Here is an 18,005-nt window from a genome sequence, read left to right as displayed (position 1 = left end):
GTGGAGTTTTTAGACAAGAAAGACGCGATATGTTATACTGGTATCAGTATGTGAAAGGAGAGTTATAAAAATGAAGAAATTTTTTGTAACCCTTGGGCTAGCCATTTTGGTATTGACTGGTTGTTCGCAATCCCAAACGAAGAAAACTACAACCGCTAGCTCATCTAGCAGTTCCTCTGTTAAAAAAGAAGTAAAAAATGAAGAAAAAACCACAACCTTAGTTGGAGATATCAATGGAACAAAACACCGGGATATCATCAAATCTAAGGGAGATAAGGTTGAAAACCTTCGCATCGAAGTGACAGCTGATCTGCCCAAACAACTTGGGACCATTGCAGCAGAGAAATCGCCTGAAGAACTTACAGTAGCCATTCAAGCTTTGATGGAACAAAACGAAGACTACAAGAAGTTAAAAACTGTTCCTGGTTTTAGTTTGGAGTATACAATCACGCCAGAGAAAAAATTGCTCTCAACTAGTGTGATTGACATCAACCTAATTGACGCCAAGTCTCTAGAAGAAATTTCTTACTTTAAAGATGCCGGTCTCAATAACTTGAAGAATATGAAGGCAGATGCCTTGGTCAAGGCCTTGAAATTGCATGGCATGAAAGAAGAAGGTCAGTAAGAAGAATAGAAAAAGTCGAGTGAAGTCACTTGGCTTTTTTTAGTGACTTTTGTCATGTGAGCCAGTGACAAAATTATCTAGTGGCTGTTATTTTCTTTCGCTATAATATAGTCAGAAAGTAAGAGGTAAGGAAAAATGAAACAATGGTTCTATAAAGTGTTTACGTTAACAGTGGTGGGGATGGTCGTCTATTTGATCTTTTCAAAGGATGATAGTCTCTATTACCATTTTCCTTGGGAATTATTTGCTGGGATTGGCATCATGAGCTGGGCGGTTCAAGAAGGATTGAAAATGATCAAGGCTGTTAAAAAGGAGATGGAGCAATGAAAAAGAAACTTGAAATTGGATTGGTAGCTGTTTTGTGTTTGCTCCTTTGGGCAACTGAGATGATGACGGGCTGGTTTTCTGCCCATTTTCCTAGCTGGTTTTTCCAAACGGTTTGGGGAGTGACCTTGGTTGCCTTTGTCATCATTCCAGCTGGCCAGATTTGGTTGAAAGGAGAGTCTCATGAGTGTCATTAGAGTAGAGAACTTGAACAAAAGTATCAAAGGAAAGGTGATCCTAGAAGATCTTTCTTTCACAGTGGAACGAGGGGATTGTCTGGCCTTGATCGGGCCAAACGGAGCTGGGAAAACAACCTTGATGAACTGTCTTCTGGGAGATATGAAGGCGACTTCTGGGATTATTGAAGTAGAGGGGAAGGCACCTGGTCATCCTCAGTTAAAGGCTAGTGTGTCCTATCTCCCTCAAGAGAATGCCATCGTTCAAAAGTTAACCGTGCAGGAACTGATCAACTTCTTTCGCTCTATTTATCCCCAACCCTTAACAGGGGAAGAAATTGATGATTTATTACGTTTTAGCTCAGAACAAAAGAAACAATTGGCTAGTAAGTTGTCTGGTGGTCAAAAGCGCCTCTTATCCTTTGTTCTAACCTTGATTGGTCGTCCTAGCTTACTTTTCTTAGATGAGCCAACTGCGGGAATGGATACGTCCACTCGCCAACGCTTCTGGGAGATTGTTGGGCATTTAAAGGAAGAGGGTGTGACCATTGTCTATTCTTCCCATTACATCGAGGAAGTAGAGCATACAGCTGATCGGATTCTAGTCTTGCATCAGGGGCATTTACTTCGGGATACAACGCCTCTCGCTATGAGAAGCGAAGAGGTAGAAAAACATTTCACCTTGCCTTTGCGCTACCAAGCTCTAGCAGCAGAGATGGAAGGTGTTAGTGAAGTAATCATTAAACCCGATGCTCTTCAGATTGTGACACGTGATGCCAATCGTTTGTGGACTCGATTACAAGAAGAAGGATGTTCGATCCAAGAAATCGAAGTAAGCAATCGAAGTTTATTGGATTCTATTTTTGAAAATACAAAGGAAGTAGGTAGAGAAGATGAAACGCATGAAAGCTCTCGGCGTGGTTGAGTGGCATTTGACCAGTCGCCAAGCTATTTATTACTTGTTATCAATTGGGATGCCCACGGCCTTTTATCTCTTCTTTTCAGGGATGTACCAGGACACGCCAGGGGCCCCCGCTCACTTTATGAGGGATTATCTCCTCTCCATGACGGCTTTTTCCATGATGTCTACGGCTCTATTTTCTTTTCCAACGGTTCTTGAAACCGATCGACTCAATAATTGGCAAAAAATCTTGCGCCATACCCCCGTATCTATGGTAGAATATTATCTAATAAAGGTTGTGGGTCTCTTTGTCGATTTTCTCCTATCGATTGGAGTTGTCTTTACCGTGGGCCATGTGGTGCGGCATGTGAATATGTCCCTACAGGATTGGGTCTTAGCGGCCTTCCTTCTCATCCTAGGAAGTCTAGCTTTTGTAGCTATCGGTCTGGTCTTGACCCTGCTTCCTTCTAGTCAATTGATGTCTGTTGTAGGTAATCTCCTATACATGGGACTGGCTGTCATGGGTGGCCTTTGGATGCCTATTAGCCTCTTTCCAGAATGGATGCAAGCCATCGGCAAATGCCTTCCAACCTATCAATTGATGGAACTGATTAAGACCTTTTTAAACAAGGGACAGGTCAATGTCTTTGCGAGTGTCTATTTAACCTTGTTTAGCCTGGCCTTGTTTGCCCTTGTTATTGTCTATCGTCGTCATTCTGAGGTTCGTTCATGATTGAAAAACTCAAACATATTCACCATATGTTTTACGTAGGCTTAATCTTTATGGCCTTTCCCTTTGCTTCTATTTTCTTAGGGCAGATTCCCTGGTGGCATTTCTTTTTAGCCATCTTCTTTATGATAAGCTATCTAGGAATCCTCATTACTGAAAATAAGAAACTGACCTGGCTTTTTTGGATTTATCTTCTGCTGTATATTGCAGGAAATACCTTTTTTGTTGGAACTAGCTTTTGTTGGTTTTACTATTATCTGAGCAATATTTTGATCTATCGTTTTGGGATTCGCGATTTTCGCTCGCCCTTTCTTTGGACGGCTGTTGGATCACTACTGATCCTTTTTGGAGCGCTATTATTTAATAGGGAGATGAGAGAAAATGATTGGCTTTTTGTCCTGATCGTCTCTTTGTTTATCGCGGTTATGACCTTTAGTATGGTTCGGATGGAGATGATGGAAGAGTTGAAAGCTGACCATGCCAAGCAAAACGCCCAGATCAATCTCTTGCTGGCAGAAAACGAGCGCCATCGGATTGGTCGTGATCTGCATGACAGTCTAGGACACACCTTTGCCATGCTCAGTGTCAAGGCGGACCTAGCTGATCAATTCTTAGCATTGGGTCAGGTTGAGAAGGCCCAGGAACAGGTGCAAGAGATTCAAGCCATCAGTCAAGAGTCCATGCACCAAGTCCGAGAGATTGTCGAGAACTTGAAGCAGCGAACCTTGGCAAGAGAGCTAGAAACCGTCAAGCAAATGCTGGAAGTGGCGCAAGTAAAAGTGGAGATTCAAAACGAGCTTGATACAGCCAGCATCTCGCCGATCCTAGAATCTGCTCTGGCTATGGTATCTCTAGAATTAGCTACCAATATGATCAAACACGCTAAAGCGACGCAAGCTCTCCTCTCTTATCGCTCCACCGAGACAGGAGTGGAAATGGTCGCAGAAGACAATGGCATCGGCTTTGACAAAGTTTCCGACAAGGACCTGCACTCGATTCGCGAACGGATTGCCTTGTTGGGAGGAGAGCTGGAGATCAGTCAACAACACAAGCCGACCCGGATAGAAATACGGATCCCCTATCAAGAAAGGAAATAAGATGCGCTTATTAGTTGCTGAAGACCAAAGTATGTTGCGCGATGCTCTCTGCCAGCTCTTGCTCCTGCAAGAGGATGTGGAAGATGTCTTGCAGGCAGGCGATGGACAAGAGGCCATTCGTTTACTCGAAACACATCCAGTCGATATTGCGATTTTAGATATCGAAATGCCCATTAAAACAGGGTTAGAAGTGTTGGAGTGGGCTAAACGTCAACAACCCCAGATCAAGGTCGTCATCGTTACCACCTTTAAGCGCCCGGGCTATTTCGAGCGGGCTCTCAAGGCTGGAGTCGATGCTTATGTCTTAAAAGAACGCCGCATCACAGATTTGATGGCGACTCTTCATGCAGTATTAGCAGGGCAAAAAGAATATTCACCTGAATTAATGGAAGGGATCTTGACCCATCCCAATCCTCTAAGCCCTCAAGAAAAGGCAGTTTTAAAAGAAGTCGCAAAAGGGGCTTCTAACCAAGAAATTGCTGATCGTTTATTCCTCTCAAACGGGACCATCCGCAATTATATGTCAGCCATTCTGACCAAGTTGGATGCGGAAAACCGGACCGAGGCGGCAAAGATCGCCCAAGAAAAGGGTTGGTTATAAGGAAGAAAAGTTTCTAGGATTTCCTAGAGACTTTTTTTCTGATAGACGTAGCATTTTTAGAAAAACTCTCATTCTTTGGATTTGAATAGAAAATTCAGAAAATTTACTATTTTTCCTTGAAATATTTTCTAAAAATGGTATGATAGTAGCATGCTAATTTGATATACAAAGTACTGGAAAGGAGAGACATGGAGAAAATTACCTTAGAAACTGCGAAAACTGGTTCAGAGCTCGTTCTTGAAACCCTGCGTGATTTGGGCATTGATACGATTTTTGGATATCCTGGTGGAGCGGTTTTGCCTTTATACGATGCCATCTATAGCTTTGAGGGTATCCAGCATATCTTGGGTCGTCATGAACAAGGATGCTTGCATGAGGCTGAAGGCTACGCTAAATCAACTGGAAAGCTGGGTGTCGCAGTCGTCACTAGCGGACCGGGGGCGACCAATGCCATTACAGGGATTGCAGATGCTATGAGCGATAGCGTTCCCTTACTAGTCTTCACTGGCCAAGTCAATCGTGCTGGGATCGGGAAAGACGCCTTCCAAGAAGCGGATATCGTGGGAATTACCATGCCCATCACCAAGTACAACTATCAAGTACGTGAGACGGCAGATATTCCGCGAATTATCACCGAAGCTGTCCATATTGCGACGACCGGCCGTCCTGGCCCTGTGGTAATTGACCTTCCAAAGGATGTGTCTGCTTTAGAGACAGATTTCATCTATGAACCAAGTGTGAAGCTTCCAAGCTACCAACCTACCATTGAACCCAATGAATTGCAGATCAAAAAGATTTTGAAGCAATTGAGTAAGGCTAAAAAACCAGTTCTTCTTGCTGGTGGTGGGGTAAGTTACGCTGGAGCGGCAAAAGAGTTGATTGCTCTAGCAGAGCGCTATCAGATTCCAGTAGTGACCAGTCTGTTAGGTCAAGGAACGATTGCGACCAGTCATCCTCTTTTCCTAGGGATGGGAGGAATGCACGGATCCTTCGCAGCTAATATTGCTATGACAGAGACAGATTTCATGATCAGTGTTGGTTGTCGATTTGATGACCGTTTAACAGGGAATCCAAAGACTTTCGCTAAAAATGCTAAGGTTGCCCATATCGATATTGATCCCGCAGAGATTGGGAAGATCATTGCTGTTGACATTCCTGTCGTTGGCGATGCAAAGAAGGCCTTACAGCAGTTGCTAGCAGAGCCGACGGTTCATAACAACACAGAAAAATGGATCGAAAAGGTGACCCAAGATAAGAACCGGGTTCGTTCATACGACAAGAAGGAACGGGTTGTGCAGCCACAAGCTGTGATTGAACGCATCGGAGAGTTGACCAAGGGGGACGCTATTGTCGTCACAGACGTTGGACAACACCAAATGTGGGCAGCTCAATACTATCCTTACCAAAATGAGCGACAATTGGTGACATCTGGTGGTCTAGGAACAATGGGATTCGGTGTTCCTGCAGCTATCGGAGCGAAAATTGCCAATCCAGATAAAGAAGTTGTTCTCTTTGTCGGAGATGGTGGTTTCCAAATGACCAACCAAGAATTGGCGATATTAAATATTTATAAGGTTCCGATCAAGGTCGTTATGCTCAACAACCACTCGCTTGGGATGGTCCGCCAATGGCAAGAAGCCTTCTATGATGGTCGGACGTCAGAGTCAGTCTTTGATAGCCTTCCAGATTTCCAATTGATGGCGCAAGCATACGGGATCAAGAATTATAAATTTGATAATCCTGAAACTCTTGAGAAGGATTTGGAAGTCATCACAGAAGATGTACCAATGTTCATCGAAGTAGACATTTCTCGGAAAGAGCATGTCTTGCCGATGGTACCAGCTGGTAAGAGTAATCATGAGATGTTGGGGGTGAAGTTTAATGCGTAGAATGTTAACAGCCAAACTTCAAAACCGCTCAGGTGTTCTGAATCGCTTTACAGGAGTCTTGTCGAGACGTCAAGTCAATATCGAAAGTATCTCTGTTGGCGCAACAGAAAACCCTAATGTATCGCGGATTACCATTATCATTGATGTTGCTTCGCACGATGAAGTGGAGCAAATCATCAAACAGCTCAACCGCCAGGTGGATGTGATCCGTGTCCGGGATATCACGGATAAACCACACTTGGAGCGCGAAGTTATCTTGGTGAAAGTTTCTGCACCAGCTGAGAAGCGGGCAGAAATCTTGGCCATTATTCAACCTTTCCGTGCAACCGTGGTCGACGTAGCTCCAAGCTCGATTACTGTTCAAATGACGGGAAATGCAGAAAAGAGCGAAGCCCTCATTCGTGTCATTCGACCTTATGGGATTAAAAACATTGCCCGCACCGGTGCAACCGGATTTACTCGAGATTAATTCTCGCCTTAACATTGTTAACCCCGCCTTAAAAAGGCAAATTAAAATAGAAAAGAGATTTTACTTATGGCAGTTCAGATGGAATACGAAAAAGATGTTAAAGTTGCAGCGTTAACTGGTAAAAAAATTGCTGTAATCGGTTATGGTTCTCAAGGACATGCACACGCACAAAATTTGCGTGACTCAGGTCATGATGTTATTATCGGTGTTCGCCCAGGGAAATCATTCGATAAAGCAAAAGAAGATGGCTTTGATACCTATACGGTGGCAGAAGCGACTAAATTGGCTGATGTCATCATGATTTTGGCACCAGATGAAATCCAACAAGAATTGTACGAAACAGAAATTGCGCCAAACTTGGAAGCTGGTAATGCGGTTGGTTTTGCGCATGGATTTAATATCCATTTCGAATTCATCAAGGTTCCAGCAGATGTCGATGTCTTTATGTGTGCTCCAAAAGGACCAGGTCACTTGGTACGTCGTACTTACACTGAAGGATTTGGTGTACCAGCACTTTACGCTGTCTATCAAGATGCTACTGGTAATGCGAAAGATATCGCTATGGACTGGTGTAAAGGTGTTGGTGCGGCACGCGTTGGTCTTCTTGAAACAACTTACAAAGAAGAAACGGAAGAAGATTTGTTCGGAGAACAAGCTGTACTTTGTGGTGGTTTGACTGCCCTCATCGAGGCTGGTTTTGAAGTATTGACTGAAGCCGGTTATGCTCCAGAATTAGCATACTTTGAAGTTCTTCATGAAATGAAATTGATTGTGGACTTGATCTACGAAGGTGGCTTCAAGAAAATGCGTCAATCAATCTCTAACACTGCTGAATACGGTGACTATGTATCAGGCCCACGTGTAATCACTGAACAAGTGAAAGAAAATATGAAAGCTGTTCTTACTGACATTCAAAATGGTAACTTCGCTAACGACTTTGTTAACGACTACAAAGCTGGACGTCCAAAATTAACTGCTTACCGCGAACAAGCTGCTAACCTTGAAATTGAAAAAGTTGGTGCTGAATTGCGTAAAGCAATGCCGTTCGTTGGTCAAAATGACGATGACGCCTTCAAAATCTACAACTAATTGTCTGTAGAAGACTAAGCAAGTTGGGACACCCTGGCTTGCTTTTTTCATCAAATCACAGCAACAGAGGTATGAAATGATAACAGCAAAAGATGTGGCTAAGGCCCATAAAATATTAAGTGGAGTCGTTGTCAATACGCCCCTTGAATACGACCACTATTTATCTGAAAAATATGGGGCAAAGATTTATTTGAAAAAAGAAAATGCCCAACGCGTTCGTTCTTTCAAGATTCGTGGCGCCTACTTTGCGATCTCTCAATTATCAAAAGAAGAGCGGGAACGTGGGGTAGTGTGTGCATCTGCGGGAAACCATGCGCAAGGGGTTGCTTACACATGTAATGAGATGAAAATTCCAGCGACTATTTTTATGCCCATTACGACACCGCAACAAAAGATTGGACAAGTCCGCTTCTTTGGTGGGGATTATGTAACAATCAAGTTGGTCGGAGATACTTTTGATGCTTCAGCGAAGGCAGCACAAGAATTTACACTTGCAGAAAAAAGGACCTTTATTGACCCATTTGATAATCCATTCGTACAGGCTGGTCAAGGGACGGTTGCCTACGAAATCCTTGAGGATGCTCGGAAAGAGTCGATTGCCTTTGATGCTGTCCTTGTTCCTGTCGGTGGAGGAGGCCTCATTTCAGGTGTTTCTGCCTACATCAAAGAAACGGATCCTCGGATTGAGGTCATTGGGGTAGAGGCCGAGGGAGCACGCTCCATGAAGGCGGCCTTTGAAGCAGGAGGCCCCGTCAAATTACCAGAAATTGATAAGTTTGCAGACGGAATTGCCGTACAAAAGGTGGGACAATTGACCTATGAAGTAACCCGCCAGCATGTGGAAACCCTGGTTGGGGTCGATGAAGGTTTGATTTCAGAGACTTTGATTGATCTTTATTCTAAGCAAGGGATCGTAGCCGAACCAGCGGGAGCTGCCAGTGTGGCATCCCTTGAAATCTTGCGCGAATACATCAAGGGAAAAACGATCTGTTGTATTATCTCAGGTGGGAATAATGACATCAACCGTATGCCTGAGATGGAAGAACGTGCCTTGATCTACGATGGAGTAAAACACTACTTTATTATCAATTTCCCACAACGTCCAGGTGCCCTTCGCGAATTTGTAAATGATATCTTAGGGCCAAATGATGATATCACGCGTTTTGAATACATTAAACGCGCCAGCAAGGGGACAGGTCCTGTCTTGATTGGGGTTACTTTGGCTAATAAACATGACTATGCAGGCTTGGTCAACCGTATTGAGCGTTTTGATCCGTCTTTCATTAATTTGAACGGAAATGAAACTCTCTATAATATGCTAGTCTGAATATCATACAGAAACAAACGACTATTTAAGCAATATATTTTGATGGAATATATTGCTTTTTTATGAAGACTTGTGATATGATATGCGTAAATTAAAAGGAGGAACTTTTTATGCCAGGATTTATTATCTTTGTTTTATTCTTGCTACTGGTTGCAGGAGTCATTGTGATCAGCTCACTATATGTGGTGAAACAACAATCCGTTGCCATCATCGAGCGTTTCGGACGTTATCAAAAAATTAGTGATAGTGGCATTCATATGCGAGCACCTTTTGGCATCGATAAAATTGCAGCACGAGTTCAATTGCGCGTCTTGCAGAGTGAGATCGTGGTTGAAACAAAAACTCAGGATAACGTATTCGTTACCATGAATGTGGCGACGCAATACCGAGTGAACGAGAGCAACGTAAAGGATGCCTACTACAAACTAATGCGTCCAGAATCACAGATTAAATCATACATTGAAGATGCTCTTCGTTCTTCTGTGCCTAAGTTGACCTTGGATGAATTGTTTGAGAAAAAAGATGAAATCGCCCTTGAAGTTCAAAAACAAGTGGCAGAAGAAATGTCAACTTATGGATATATTATTGTTAAAACTTTGATCACCAAAGTTGAGCCAGATGCCGAAGTGAAACAATCCATGAACGAGATCAATGCTGCGCAAAGAAAACGCGTGGCAGCTCAGGAATTGGCAGAAGCAGACAAGATCAAGATCGTTACTGCTGCCGAAGCGGAGGCAGAAAAAGACCGTTTACACGGGGTTGGTATTGCCGAGCAACGGAAAGCCATTGTCGATGGATTGGCAGACTCTATTAAAGAGTTAAAAGGTGCGAATGTAGACTTAACTGAAGAACAAATCATGTCTATTCTCTTAACCAACCAGTACTTAGATACCTTAAATAATTTTGCAGATAAAGAAGGGAATAATACGATTTTCCTACCAGCAAACCCAGATGGTGTCGAAAACATTCGTACACAAATATTATCCGCCTTGAAAGCAAAGTAAACTATTTATCATTTTTTAAAAAAGGTTCGTATTTTCAGCGATTTTAGTTGACAAAATGTGCAAAAAAATTTATATTAGTATTGGAAATAATAATATAGGAGAAAGATCATGGCTAAATCGAACTTTGAAAAAGTAGAATCAGTTGTTGGATGGGTACGTGATAAGAAAATAACAGGGTATCGTATCAGCAAAGAAACAAATGCCCGTGAAATGTCTATCATTGCCTTGGCTCAAGGACGTGCAAAAGTGAAGAATATCTCGTTTGAAACGGCACTTGGATTGATTGATTTTTATGACAAAAATCATCAAAAATTCGAAGATTAATTTGTTGTTCCAATTGAAAACCAGAGAGTTTGCTCTCTGGTTTTTTTGATGCCTCAAAAGCAGAAGCGATACAAAAAACAGCTTGCTTCCATACTGGTAAGCAAACTGTTTCAAGAGATTAATGCAAGAAGCGTTGAAGGAATTCCTTGGTCCGTTCTTCTTTTGGATTGCTAAAGATTTCTTTTGGATCTCCTTGCTCAGCGATGACTCCCTTGTCCATGAAGATGACCCGGCTAGAGACATCGCGGGCAAATTCCATTTCGTGGGTTACAACAATCATGGTGAGGCCTTCTTTTGCAAGGTCCTGCATGATTTTCAAGACTTCCCCCACCATTTCTGGGTCTAAGGCAGAAGTTGGTTCATCAAAGAGAATGGCATCAGGATCCATAGAAAGGGCACGTGCGATGGCAACCCGTTGCTTTTGACCACCTGAAAGTTGTTTCGGACGAGCAGCCCAATATTGAGAGCCCATACCGACTTTTTCAAGGTTTTCTTTGGCAATTTTTTCTGCGGTTTCACGATCACGCTTGAGGACGGTTGTTTGTGCAACGATCGTATTTTCTAAGACATTTAAATTTTCAAAGAGATTAAAGCTTTGGAAAACCATTCCCAATTTCTCGCGGTAGTGAGTAAGATCATACTCAGGATCAAGAACATTTTGTCCACGATAGAGAATCTCTCCAGCTGTAGGAGTCTCTAGAAGATTGATGGAGCGAAGGAAGGTTGATTTTCCGCTACCAGAGCTCCCGATGATGGAGATCACCTCTCCTTTTTCAACCGTAAGGGAAATATCTTTCAAAACCTCATTTTGACCATAAGATTTTTTTAAATGTTGGATTTCAAGAATTTTTTCTGCCATTATTTCACCTCATTGACTTGCATTTGATTGGCACCTGTAGTATAAGTATCAGAATCTAAGCGACGTTCGATGTAGCGAAGAATTCGTGTGATGGTAAAGGTGAGAACGAAGTAAATCACAGCGATGATCGTAAAGGTTGGGAAGTATTGGTAGTTTTGAGTTGCGACCGTATTTCCTGTAAAGTACAGTTCAACTACAGAGATAACATTCAAAACAGATGTATCCTTGATGTTAATAACAAATTCATTCCCTGTTGCTGGCAAGATATTGCGAACAACCTGTGGAAGGACGACCTTGCGCATGGTTTGTCCATGGGTCATTCCTAGAGCAGTCGCTGCTTCAAACTGACCTGGATCCACTGCTAAGATCCCACCACGAACAATCTCACTCATATAAGCTCCGGTATTGATTGATACGATAAAGATGGCGGCCCAGGTACGATCCAAGGAAATGTTGAAGGCTTGGGCGGAACCGTAGAAAATGACCATGGATTGAACGATCATCGGAGTTCCACGGAAGATTTCAATGTAGACATTGAGGAACCAACCAAAGGCAGTTTGGCATCCAGCAAGGAATTTATTTTTAGCCTTCGGAGCTGTCCGGAAGACACCGATTAACAAACCGATAATCAATCCAGCGATGGTCCCTGTCATGGAGATGAGGAGGGTCATACCAGTTCCACGTAAGAACTGTGGTCCATTATCTTTCAAAATCTTCATCATTTGGCTGAAGAAAGTCTGCTCATCATCGCTAGCATCACTGGAAGCTGGTTGCTTCTTAATCATATCATCCATGAGTTTGACTTGGTCTTCAGACGAAATTTTAGCTAGTGCGGCATTGACTTGGTCAATTCTAGTGTCACCCTTCTTCATCCCGATAGCGATAGTCGCATCTTCTTCCCCAACTACAAATCCTTTTTTGAATTGAATCATCTTAAATTTAGAATTAGCGGACTCGGCGGTTAGGGCTTCGGGACGTTCAGAAACATAGGCATCAATAACACCCGATTCTAAAGCTTGACGCATCTGGGCAAAATCACCCATTGCAGTTTCTTGTTTCGCACCCTTGAGTTGGGAAATGAGAGAATAGAGGTAGACCCCTTGTTGAGAGGTGACTTTTGCATCCTTAAAGTCATCTAGACTAGTGGCGTTTGCATAGTTTCCATCTTTACGAACGAGCATGACCGGTTCACTGGTATAGTAGCTCTTGGAGAAGGCGACCTCTTTTTTACGTTCAGCGGTTGGACTCATCCCAGCGATAATCATATCGATTTTACCAGAAGTGAGGGCTGGAATTAAACCGTTCCAAGAAGTTTTTACGATCAGAGGTTTTTTACCTAACTCCTCAGCAACTTTTTTGGCGATTTGGACATCGTACCCATTAGCATATTGATTGGTACCGTCAATTTTAACAGCTCCATTTGCATCATCTTCTTGGGTCCAGTTGAAAGGAGCATAGGCAGCTTCCATTCCAATTCGTAAATAGTCATCTGCATGAGCTACCTGTGTGATGCCTAGGCAAATGAAAAGCCCTGTTAAGAGCGCGAATAATGTTTTTTTCATTTTTTCTCCTCTTCCTTATTTTAACTCTTCCTATTGTACAGTAAAATGGGTTGCATTTCAAACATGGTCCTCTTTTTATTTAAAAAATGCTATAATAATACAAAGGAGCGTGATCAAATGAAAAAGTATTTGTATGTTTTTTTCACCTTTCTGGCCTGCCTTTTTGTCAGTCAGAATGTCCATGCATCTAGCCCATCTTATGATGTACTTTACTATGGTGGAACCTTGACCTTGGACACCTGGGATGATGCCACCTATGAGGAGGAGTTGGTCTATTATTTCAAAGATTCTTATAGAGGGCAGTATGTTAGCCTAGGAACTGCGGGCAACATGCCACAAGGGTTTGCAATTGAGATACCGCCAAAGGTTGAGGTGGAAGGTCGTGATCTTCAAAGAGAACCCGAGATTACGAATCTAGGTGATGGCTACCGAGTGAAAATTTATAACAGTGGTGTAGCGCAAGATACAGTCAAAATAAAAGTCACATGGAAATTAAAAAATCTTCTTTATTCACACAAGGATATCTTGCAGTTGAACTGGAAACCAATTACGGATGGCGATCAGAAGGTGGACGAAGTTCAATTTCGTGTCATTCCTAAGTTTGCACCAGCCAATGCCCAGTCGGAACTGTATATCCATACAGCCTTTATGGGACCGGATGTGACTGTAAAGAAAGAAGATGGAATCTATTCTGCCACTTTCTATAACTTAGGCAAAGGAAAGGCTGTGGAGTTGTATGGTTACTGGTTGAAGTCAGACCTAACTACTTTGTATGATTCTGGTCGAAATACAGGATTGACCAAATTGGATGAATTTCACAAGAACCAAGCTAAAATTGAACAGGAAAAATACTGGACACGCATGTTTTGGAACTGGATCTTGCCAGCCTTCATTATTGCACTCTGGCTTCTTTCTCTCTTGGGCCGCAATCGGTTCAAAAAAATGATTTGGCCTGGTGTGACCTATCCGACCGATACTCGTCTTTACGAGATTCCACAGGACATTGCACCTCTGATTATGAGTTCGGTTGTTTATTCAGCTGAATTAGACGAGGCCTCCCCGACCAATAAAGAGAAGGCAACTCCGCCGGTATTTACATTTGAAAAAATGCTTCAAGCTACTTTGCTGGATCTGATGGATCGTGGAGTGATTGTTTACGAGCAACAAGGAAATGAAGTAATTTTGACCAGGAAGTCTCATGGACATGTGGATGATTTTGAACGCTCCTTTATGAATATGGCTTTTGGGGATCAAGTTTCCTGTCCTGTTAACCGTCTCTTTGAGAATTATGAATTCAGTGATGATCTATACAAACATGCCAAAAAAGCAGATCAAGATGCGATTCGTTCACTAGGAAGTAAGGCTCAGGCTCGTTTCGATACGGCTGTGAACCAAGTGGCCCGAGATGTTCATCGCAAGGTGGAAGATCTCCATTTGCCAAGCTACTATCGCCCTTTAGAAGCAAAAGAAGAAGCGCAAGCTAGACGAAGTCTCTTCTTTGGTTGGGCTGCTTGGTTTATCGCCCTTGGAGCAGAAATCTTTGCCATCTTTGGGATGGGTTGGTTCTCTGTTCCTTGTTTGATAGGGATCCTCATACTTTGGTTTATGCCAGTGCGCTTCAATGGTGTCTTTAAAGCCTGCCTACGAGATGGTGTTGTCAATCTTGCGGGTGCTGAGCAACGCTATTACTGGGATAGTTTTGGTCGGATGTTGAAAGAAATTGCCCACCTCAACGATGCAGAGTTGCAGTCTCTGGTCCTATGGAATCGCTTATTGGTCTATGCGGCCTTGTATGGTGTAGCCGATCAGGTCACAAAGGTTATGAAACTTCGGAATATTCATCTAGAAAATCAAGCCTTAAACGCCTTCGTTTATACTCCGTTCTATCATGATGTGACCCACTCAAGTCATGCCATGTCTACTTATGGATCGACAGCATCGACAGCTAGTCATTTCACGGTTTCTTCTGGTAGTGGAGGAGGCTTCTCTGGCGGAGGAGGCGGAGGAGGCTTTGGTGCCTTCTAAGTAGCACTAAGAATGGTCTTGGCCGCTCTTTCCTTTCTAGTACGGAGGGCCTGGTCCAGTCCATTGAATTATGATATAATAGAGCAAATGTAAGTTTAGGAGAAAAAGATGTTTCTGATCGAATTAATCAAGGCGGTTCTTTTTGGGATTGTCGAGGGGATTACAGAATGGTTACCGATCTCAAGTACAGGTCACTTGATTCTGCTACAGGATTTTGTGCAGTTTAAAAATCAAGATCCAGCCTTTATGGAGATGTTCAATGTTGTGATCCAATTGGGAGCGATCCTAGCGGTTGTGGTGATTTATTTCGATAAATTGTATCCCTTCAAACCTGGTAAATCTCCACTCGAAGTACGGCGGACTTGGCAATTATGGGCAAAAGTTGCGGTTGCAACGCTCCCGCTTGTCTTTGTTTTTAAATTAGATGATTGGTTTGAGGCGCATTTCCACAATTCGATTTCCGTTGCGATTATGTTGATCACATACGGGATTGCCTTTATCTATCTAGAAAGACGGGAACAAGTTGAGCCGGAAGTGACGGAATTGCGTAAGCTTCCTTATCGAACAGCTCTTTATATCGGACTCTTCCAAGTCTTATCGCTATTTCCAGGAACAAGCCGTTCAGGTGCTACGATTGTAGGTGGCTTGATCAATGGTGTTAGCCGTCCAGTCGTGACAGAATTTACCTTTTATCTAGGAATTCCAGCTATGTTTGGAGCAAGTCTCTTAAAAGTTGGGAAATTCGTTCTAGGAGGGCATTCGCTTGCACTGGGACAACTCTTTATTCTACTGGTAGCGATGGGAGTAGCCTTTGTGGTTAGTATGTATGCTATCCGCTTCTTGACAGATTATGTGAAAAATCATGATTTCACCGTCTTTGGGAAATACCGGATTGTTCTTGGTTCTATCTTGTTATTGTATGGACTCCTCCGTGTCATTTTCTAATAGAACGGTTGAACTCGATCAAATTGTTTTTTGAGGTTGGAGACTTTTGTCCCAACCTCTTTTCTATGCATCCTTTTTTTGAATTCTATCCAATTTTTTAGTATAATAGTAAGACTAGAAGTATGAGGTTATGCTATGAAGATGAAGCAAATTAGTGATTCAACTATTAAGATCACAATCCAACTAGAAGACTTAGAAGAACGTGGGATGGAAATTGCTGATTTTCTTGTCCCGCAAGAAAAAACAGAAGAATTTTTCTACGCCATTTTGGATGAGCTCGAAATGCCAGAAAGCTTCCTGGATAGCGGGATGCTGAGTTTTCGTGTGACACCAAAACCAGATAAATTGGATGTTTTTGTTACCAAATCAAAAATTGACCAACAATTGGATTTTGAGGATTTGTCAGATCTTCCTGATATGGAAGAGTTGTCGCGCATGACGCCAGATGAATTTATCAAAACCTTGGAAAAAACAATCTCTGATAAGACAAAAGGGGATGCAGAAGCTATTCACCATTTGGAACAAGAAGAGTTACGTGACAATCAAGAACAAGATCCGACACCTGAAGCGCCAGTAAGTCAGTATATTTATTACATTTTGCGTTTTTCAAATATCCAGCAAGCAGTTGTCTTTTCAAAAACGGTAAGCTTTCCAGTGGATACCTCTGAATTATACAAAATGGGATCCGATTATTATTTAACTGTCTTGATCGATACAGAGGATCAACCAAATCAATATCCAACCTGGTTACTTGCCATCATTCGGGAGTATGCGGATGATTCAGAAGTGACACGGGCAGTTTTGCAGGAACATGGTCATTTATTAATGGTGTCTGGTGCGATTGAGAATTTGAAGAAAGTTGCTAGCTTATGATGTCCTTTTCCTTGCAATTTGTTCTGGTGCTGATTGGGACTTTTGTGATTGCCTTGGTATTGACGCCCTTGGTTCGCCTATTCTCCTTTAAGATTGATGCCGTAGATTATCCGAATGCGCGTCGGATCAATACCAAACCCATGCCAAGCGCGGGTGGACTGTCTATTGTGATCGCTTTTTCGATTGCGACTCTCGTCTTTATTCCTATGCTGACATCCACCGCCGCACCAATCAAAAGTTACCTCTCCTATACCTTGCCGGTCGTAGGAGCGGGATGGATTATCGCTCTCACAGGCTTGATCGATGATGTAAAAGAGTTGTCTGCCAAGAAAAAGATGATCGGTATCCTGCTAGCGGCGAGTCTGGTCTGGTTTTTGACAGATTTTCGGCTGAATGATTTTAAGATTCCTTTCGGTGGTCCCTTACTTCATTTTGAACCATGGCTATCGTATCTTTTGACGGTGATTTGGATCGTTTCTATCACCAATGCGGTCAATCTGATTGATGGACTAGATGGATTGGTGAGTGGGGTCTCTATTATTTCTCTCGTGACAATGGGGATTGTGTCCTATTTCTTTCTGCCGGTGCCCAATCTCTTTTTGACCATGACGATCTTTGTCTTGGTTGCGTCCATCGCAGGTTTCTTTCCTTTTAACTACCATACTGCTATTCTCTATTTGGGAGACACGGGTGCCTTGTTTATCGGATTCATGATTTCTGTCTTGTCCTTGCAAGGTTTGAAAAATTCAACGGCAGTTGCTGTCGTTACTCCTATGATCATTTTGGGAGTACCGATTACAGATACCTTTTTAGCCATTATCCGTCGGACCCTGTCTGGGCAAAAATTTTATAAACCTGATCGCAATCACTTACACCACCGCCTACTCTCCCTAGGCTTAACGCATCGGGGAACTGTGCTTGTGATCTATGGGATTTCGATGATCTTCTCCTTGATTTCTCTCTTACTCAACATCTCGAGTCGCATTGGGGGCGTCCTACTTGTGATCGGGCTCTTGTTTGGAGTAGAGCTGTTAGCAGAATTAATCGGAGTTCTAGGACCGAGTCACAGTCCTTTATTAAATGTTTTGCGGTATATAGGGAATTCCTCCTATCGGGAGGAAGTTCGTCAAAAACGAAAAGAAAAAACTAAATAAGAATAGTTCTAATCAAAAGAAAAGCCATTTA

The 18,005-nt window shown here is 42.7% G+C and carries 19 protein-coding genes; 17 read left to right on the top strand and 2 right to left on the bottom strand.

Annotation, left to right across the window (positions count from 1 at the left end; all coding sequences use genetic code 11):
- Positions 1-70: 70 nt before the first annotated feature.
- The 13 genes from SM121_RS00170 to SM121_RS00110 all read left to right on the top strand — a co-directional run bounded on the left by SM121_RS00170 (position 71) and on the right by SM121_RS00110 (position 10,556).
- Positions 71-625, top strand: a complete 555-nt coding sequence (locus SM121_RS00170) for an SP0191 family lipoprotein (RefSeq protein ID WP_003004619.1) — start codon at positions 71-73, stop codon at positions 623-625.
- A gap of 135 nt (positions 626-760) precedes the next feature.
- Positions 761-952 (top strand): hypothetical protein, encoded by a 192-nt coding sequence (locus SM121_RS00165; protein WP_014712940.1) that lies wholly within the window; start codon positions 761-763, stop codon positions 950-952.
- On the top strand, positions 949-1,146 hold the full coding sequence (locus SM121_RS00160) for a hypothetical protein (RefSeq protein ID WP_003004140.1): 198 nt from the start codon (positions 949-951) through the stop codon (positions 1,144-1,146). The genes SM121_RS00165 and SM121_RS00160 overlap by 4 nt, the downstream gene beginning before the upstream one ends.
- Positions 1,133-2,050, top strand: coding sequence for an ABC transporter ATP-binding protein (locus tag SM121_RS00155; RefSeq protein WP_155127037.1), 918 nt, complete (start codon positions 1,133-1,135; stop codon positions 2,048-2,050). The genes SM121_RS00160 and SM121_RS00155 overlap by 14 nt, the downstream gene beginning before the upstream one ends.
- Positions 2,019-2,759 (top strand): ABC transporter permease, encoded by a 741-nt coding sequence (locus SM121_RS00150; protein ID WP_320910920.1) that lies wholly within the window; start codon positions 2,019-2,021, stop codon positions 2,757-2,759. Before SM121_RS00155 ends, SM121_RS00150 begins: the two co-directional genes overlap by 32 nt.
- Positions 2,756-3,853 (top strand): sensor histidine kinase, encoded by a 1,098-nt coding sequence (locus SM121_RS00145; protein ID WP_155127043.1) that lies wholly within the window; start codon positions 2,756-2,758, stop codon positions 3,851-3,853. The genes SM121_RS00150 and SM121_RS00145 overlap by 4 nt, the downstream gene beginning before the upstream one ends.
- A gap of 1 nt (position 3,854) precedes the next feature.
- The gene (locus tag SM121_RS00140) at positions 3,855-4,454 is read left to right on the top strand and encodes a response regulator transcription factor (protein ID WP_003013932.1); all 600 of its coding nucleotides are present in this window, start codon (positions 3,855-3,857) and stop codon (positions 4,452-4,454) included.
- A gap of 188 nt (positions 4,455-4,642) precedes the next feature.
- Positions 4,643-6,343 (top strand): acetolactate synthase large subunit, encoded by a 1,701-nt coding sequence (locus SM121_RS00135; protein ID WP_003004603.1) that lies wholly within the window; start codon positions 4,643-4,645, stop codon positions 6,341-6,343.
- A complete protein-coding gene (gene ilvN / locus SM121_RS00130) occupies positions 6,336-6,812 on the top strand; it encodes an acetolactate synthase small subunit (RefSeq protein WP_003010242.1) in 477 nt (158 codons plus the stop codon). Before SM121_RS00135 ends, ilvN begins: the two co-directional genes overlap by 8 nt.
- Before the next feature lie 66 nt (positions 6,813-6,878).
- Entirely contained in the window at positions 6,879-7,901 is a 1,023-nt protein-coding gene (ilvC, locus tag SM121_RS00125) for a ketol-acid reductoisomerase (RefSeq protein WP_320910919.1), read from the top strand.
- A gap of 76 nt (positions 7,902-7,977) precedes the next feature.
- Complete coding sequence (gene ilvA / locus SM121_RS00120) at positions 7,978-9,228, top strand: threonine ammonia-lyase IlvA (protein WP_003004336.1); 1,251 nt, start codon at positions 7,978-7,980, stop codon at positions 9,226-9,228.
- Positions 9,229-9,338: 110 nt separating this feature from the next.
- Positions 9,339-10,232 (top strand): SPFH domain-containing protein, encoded by an 894-nt coding sequence (locus tag SM121_RS00115; protein WP_003004210.1) that lies wholly within the window; start codon positions 9,339-9,341, stop codon positions 10,230-10,232.
- A 108-nt stretch (positions 10,233-10,340) separates the two neighbouring features.
- Positions 10,341-10,556 carry a capsule biosynthesis transcriptional regulator gene (locus SM121_RS00110; protein ID WP_003004771.1) on the top strand — a complete coding sequence of 72 codons (216 nt, stop codon included), beginning with the start codon at positions 10,341-10,343 and terminating at the stop codon, positions 10,554-10,556.
- Positions 10,557-10,674: 118 nt separating this feature from the next.
- On the opposite strand, the gene SM121_RS00105 is transcribed toward SM121_RS00110, so the two are convergent.
- Together SM121_RS00105 and SM121_RS00100 are read right to left on the bottom strand one after the other, a co-directional pair.
- The gene (locus tag SM121_RS00105; RefSeq protein WP_155127046.1) at positions 10,675-11,415 is read right to left on the bottom strand and encodes an amino acid ABC transporter ATP-binding protein; all 741 of its coding nucleotides are present in this window, start codon (positions 11,413-11,415) and stop codon (positions 10,675-10,677) included.
- Positions 11,415-12,977 carry an ABC transporter substrate-binding protein/permease gene (locus SM121_RS00100; RefSeq protein WP_155127049.1) on the bottom strand — a complete coding sequence of 521 codons (1,563 nt, stop codon included), beginning with the start codon at positions 12,975-12,977 and terminating at the stop codon, positions 11,415-11,417. The genes SM121_RS00105 and SM121_RS00100 overlap by 1 nt, the downstream gene beginning before the upstream one ends.
- A gap of 117 nt (positions 12,978-13,094) precedes the next feature.
- Here SM121_RS00100 and SM121_RS00095 point away from each other — a divergent pair, with 117 nt between their 5' ends.
- The 4 genes from SM121_RS00095 (at position 13,095) to SM121_RS00080 (ending at position 17,974) form a co-directional block, all read left to right on the top strand.
- Entirely contained in the window at positions 13,095-15,002 is a 1,908-nt protein-coding gene (locus SM121_RS00095; protein WP_155127052.1) for a DUF2207 domain-containing protein, read from the top strand.
- 108 nt (positions 15,003-15,110) lie between these two features.
- The gene (locus SM121_RS00090) at positions 15,111-15,947 is read left to right on the top strand and encodes an undecaprenyl-diphosphate phosphatase (protein ID WP_155127055.1); all 837 of its coding nucleotides are present in this window, start codon (positions 15,111-15,113) and stop codon (positions 15,945-15,947) included.
- A gap of 135 nt (positions 15,948-16,082) precedes the next feature.
- Positions 16,083-16,820, top strand: coding sequence for an adaptor protein MecA (gene mecA, locus SM121_RS00085; protein WP_155127058.1), 738 nt, complete (start codon positions 16,083-16,085; stop codon positions 16,818-16,820).
- Positions 16,817-17,974, top strand: a complete 1,158-nt coding sequence (locus SM121_RS00080) for a glycosyltransferase family 4 protein (RefSeq protein WP_320910918.1) — start codon at positions 16,817-16,819, stop codon at positions 17,972-17,974. The genes mecA and SM121_RS00080 overlap by 4 nt, the downstream gene beginning before the upstream one ends.
- The last annotated feature ends 31 nt before the right edge of the window (positions 17,975-18,005 follow it).

The sequence above is a fragment of the Streptococcus sp. S1 genome (assembly GCF_034137685.1).
Taxonomy (GTDB): domain Bacteria; phylum Bacillota; class Bacilli; order Lactobacillales; family Streptococcaceae; genus Streptococcus; species Streptococcus dentalis.
The sequence above is the reverse complement of the archived record's forward strand: the minus strand, read 5'-3'. Positions and strand labels throughout refer to the sequence as shown.

Bases quoted from the DNA above. Each gene is read 5' to 3' on its own strand.
- SM121_RS00080 (WP_320910918.1), top strand. From the start codon at position 16,817: ATGATGTCCTTTTCCTTGCAATTTGTTCTGGTGCTGATTGGGACTTTT.
- SM121_RS00090 (WP_155127055.1), top strand. From the start codon at position 15,111: ATGTTTCTGATCGAATTAATCAAGGCGGTTCTTTTTGGGATTGTCGAG.
- SM121_RS00095 (WP_155127052.1), top strand. From the start codon at position 13,095: ATGAAAAAGTATTTGTATGTTTTTTTCACCTTTCTGGCCTGCCTTTTT.
- ilvN (WP_003010242.1), top strand. From the start codon at position 6,336: ATGCGTAGAATGTTAACAGCCAAACTTCAAAACCGCTCAGGTGTTCTG.
- SM121_RS00140 (WP_003013932.1), top strand. From the start codon at position 3,855: ATGCGCTTATTAGTTGCTGAAGACCAAAGTATGTTGCGCGATGCTCTC.
- SM121_RS00165 (WP_014712940.1), top strand. From the start codon at position 761: ATGAAACAATGGTTCTATAAAGTGTTTACGTTAACAGTGGTGGGGATG.
- ilvA (WP_003004336.1), top strand. From the start codon at position 7,978: ATGATAACAGCAAAAGATGTGGCTAAGGCCCATAAAATATTAAGTGGA.
- mecA (WP_155127058.1), top strand. From the start codon at position 16,083: ATGAAGATGAAGCAAATTAGTGATTCAACTATTAAGATCACAATCCAA.
- SM121_RS00135 (WP_003004603.1), top strand. From the start codon at position 4,643: ATGGAGAAAATTACCTTAGAAACTGCGAAAACTGGTTCAGAGCTCGTT.
- SM121_RS00155 (WP_155127037.1), top strand. From the start codon at position 1,133: ATGAGTGTCATTAGAGTAGAGAACTTGAACAAAAGTATCAAAGGAAAG.
- SM121_RS00160 (WP_003004140.1), top strand. From the start codon at position 949: ATGAAAAAGAAACTTGAAATTGGATTGGTAGCTGTTTTGTGTTTGCTC.
- SM121_RS00145 (WP_155127043.1), top strand. From the start codon at position 2,756: ATGATTGAAAAACTCAAACATATTCACCATATGTTTTACGTAGGCTTA.
- SM121_RS00110 (WP_003004771.1), top strand. From the start codon at position 10,341: ATGGCTAAATCGAACTTTGAAAAAGTAGAATCAGTTGTTGGATGGGTA.
- SM121_RS00115 (WP_003004210.1), top strand. From the start codon at position 9,339: ATGCCAGGATTTATTATCTTTGTTTTATTCTTGCTACTGGTTGCAGGA.
- SM121_RS00150 (WP_320910920.1), top strand. From the start codon at position 2,019: ATGAAACGCATGAAAGCTCTCGGCGTGGTTGAGTGGCATTTGACCAGT.
- SM121_RS00170 (WP_003004619.1), top strand. From the start codon at position 71: ATGAAGAAATTTTTTGTAACCCTTGGGCTAGCCATTTTGGTATTGACT.
- SM121_RS00100 (WP_155127049.1), bottom strand. From the start codon at position 12,977: ATGAAAAAAACATTATTCGCGCTCTTAACAGGGCTTTTCATTTGCCTA.
- SM121_RS00105 (WP_155127046.1), bottom strand. From the start codon at position 11,415: ATGGCAGAAAAAATTCTTGAAATCCAACATTTAAAAAAATCTTATGGT.
- ilvC (WP_320910919.1), top strand. From the start codon at position 6,879: ATGGCAGTTCAGATGGAATACGAAAAAGATGTTAAAGTTGCAGCGTTA.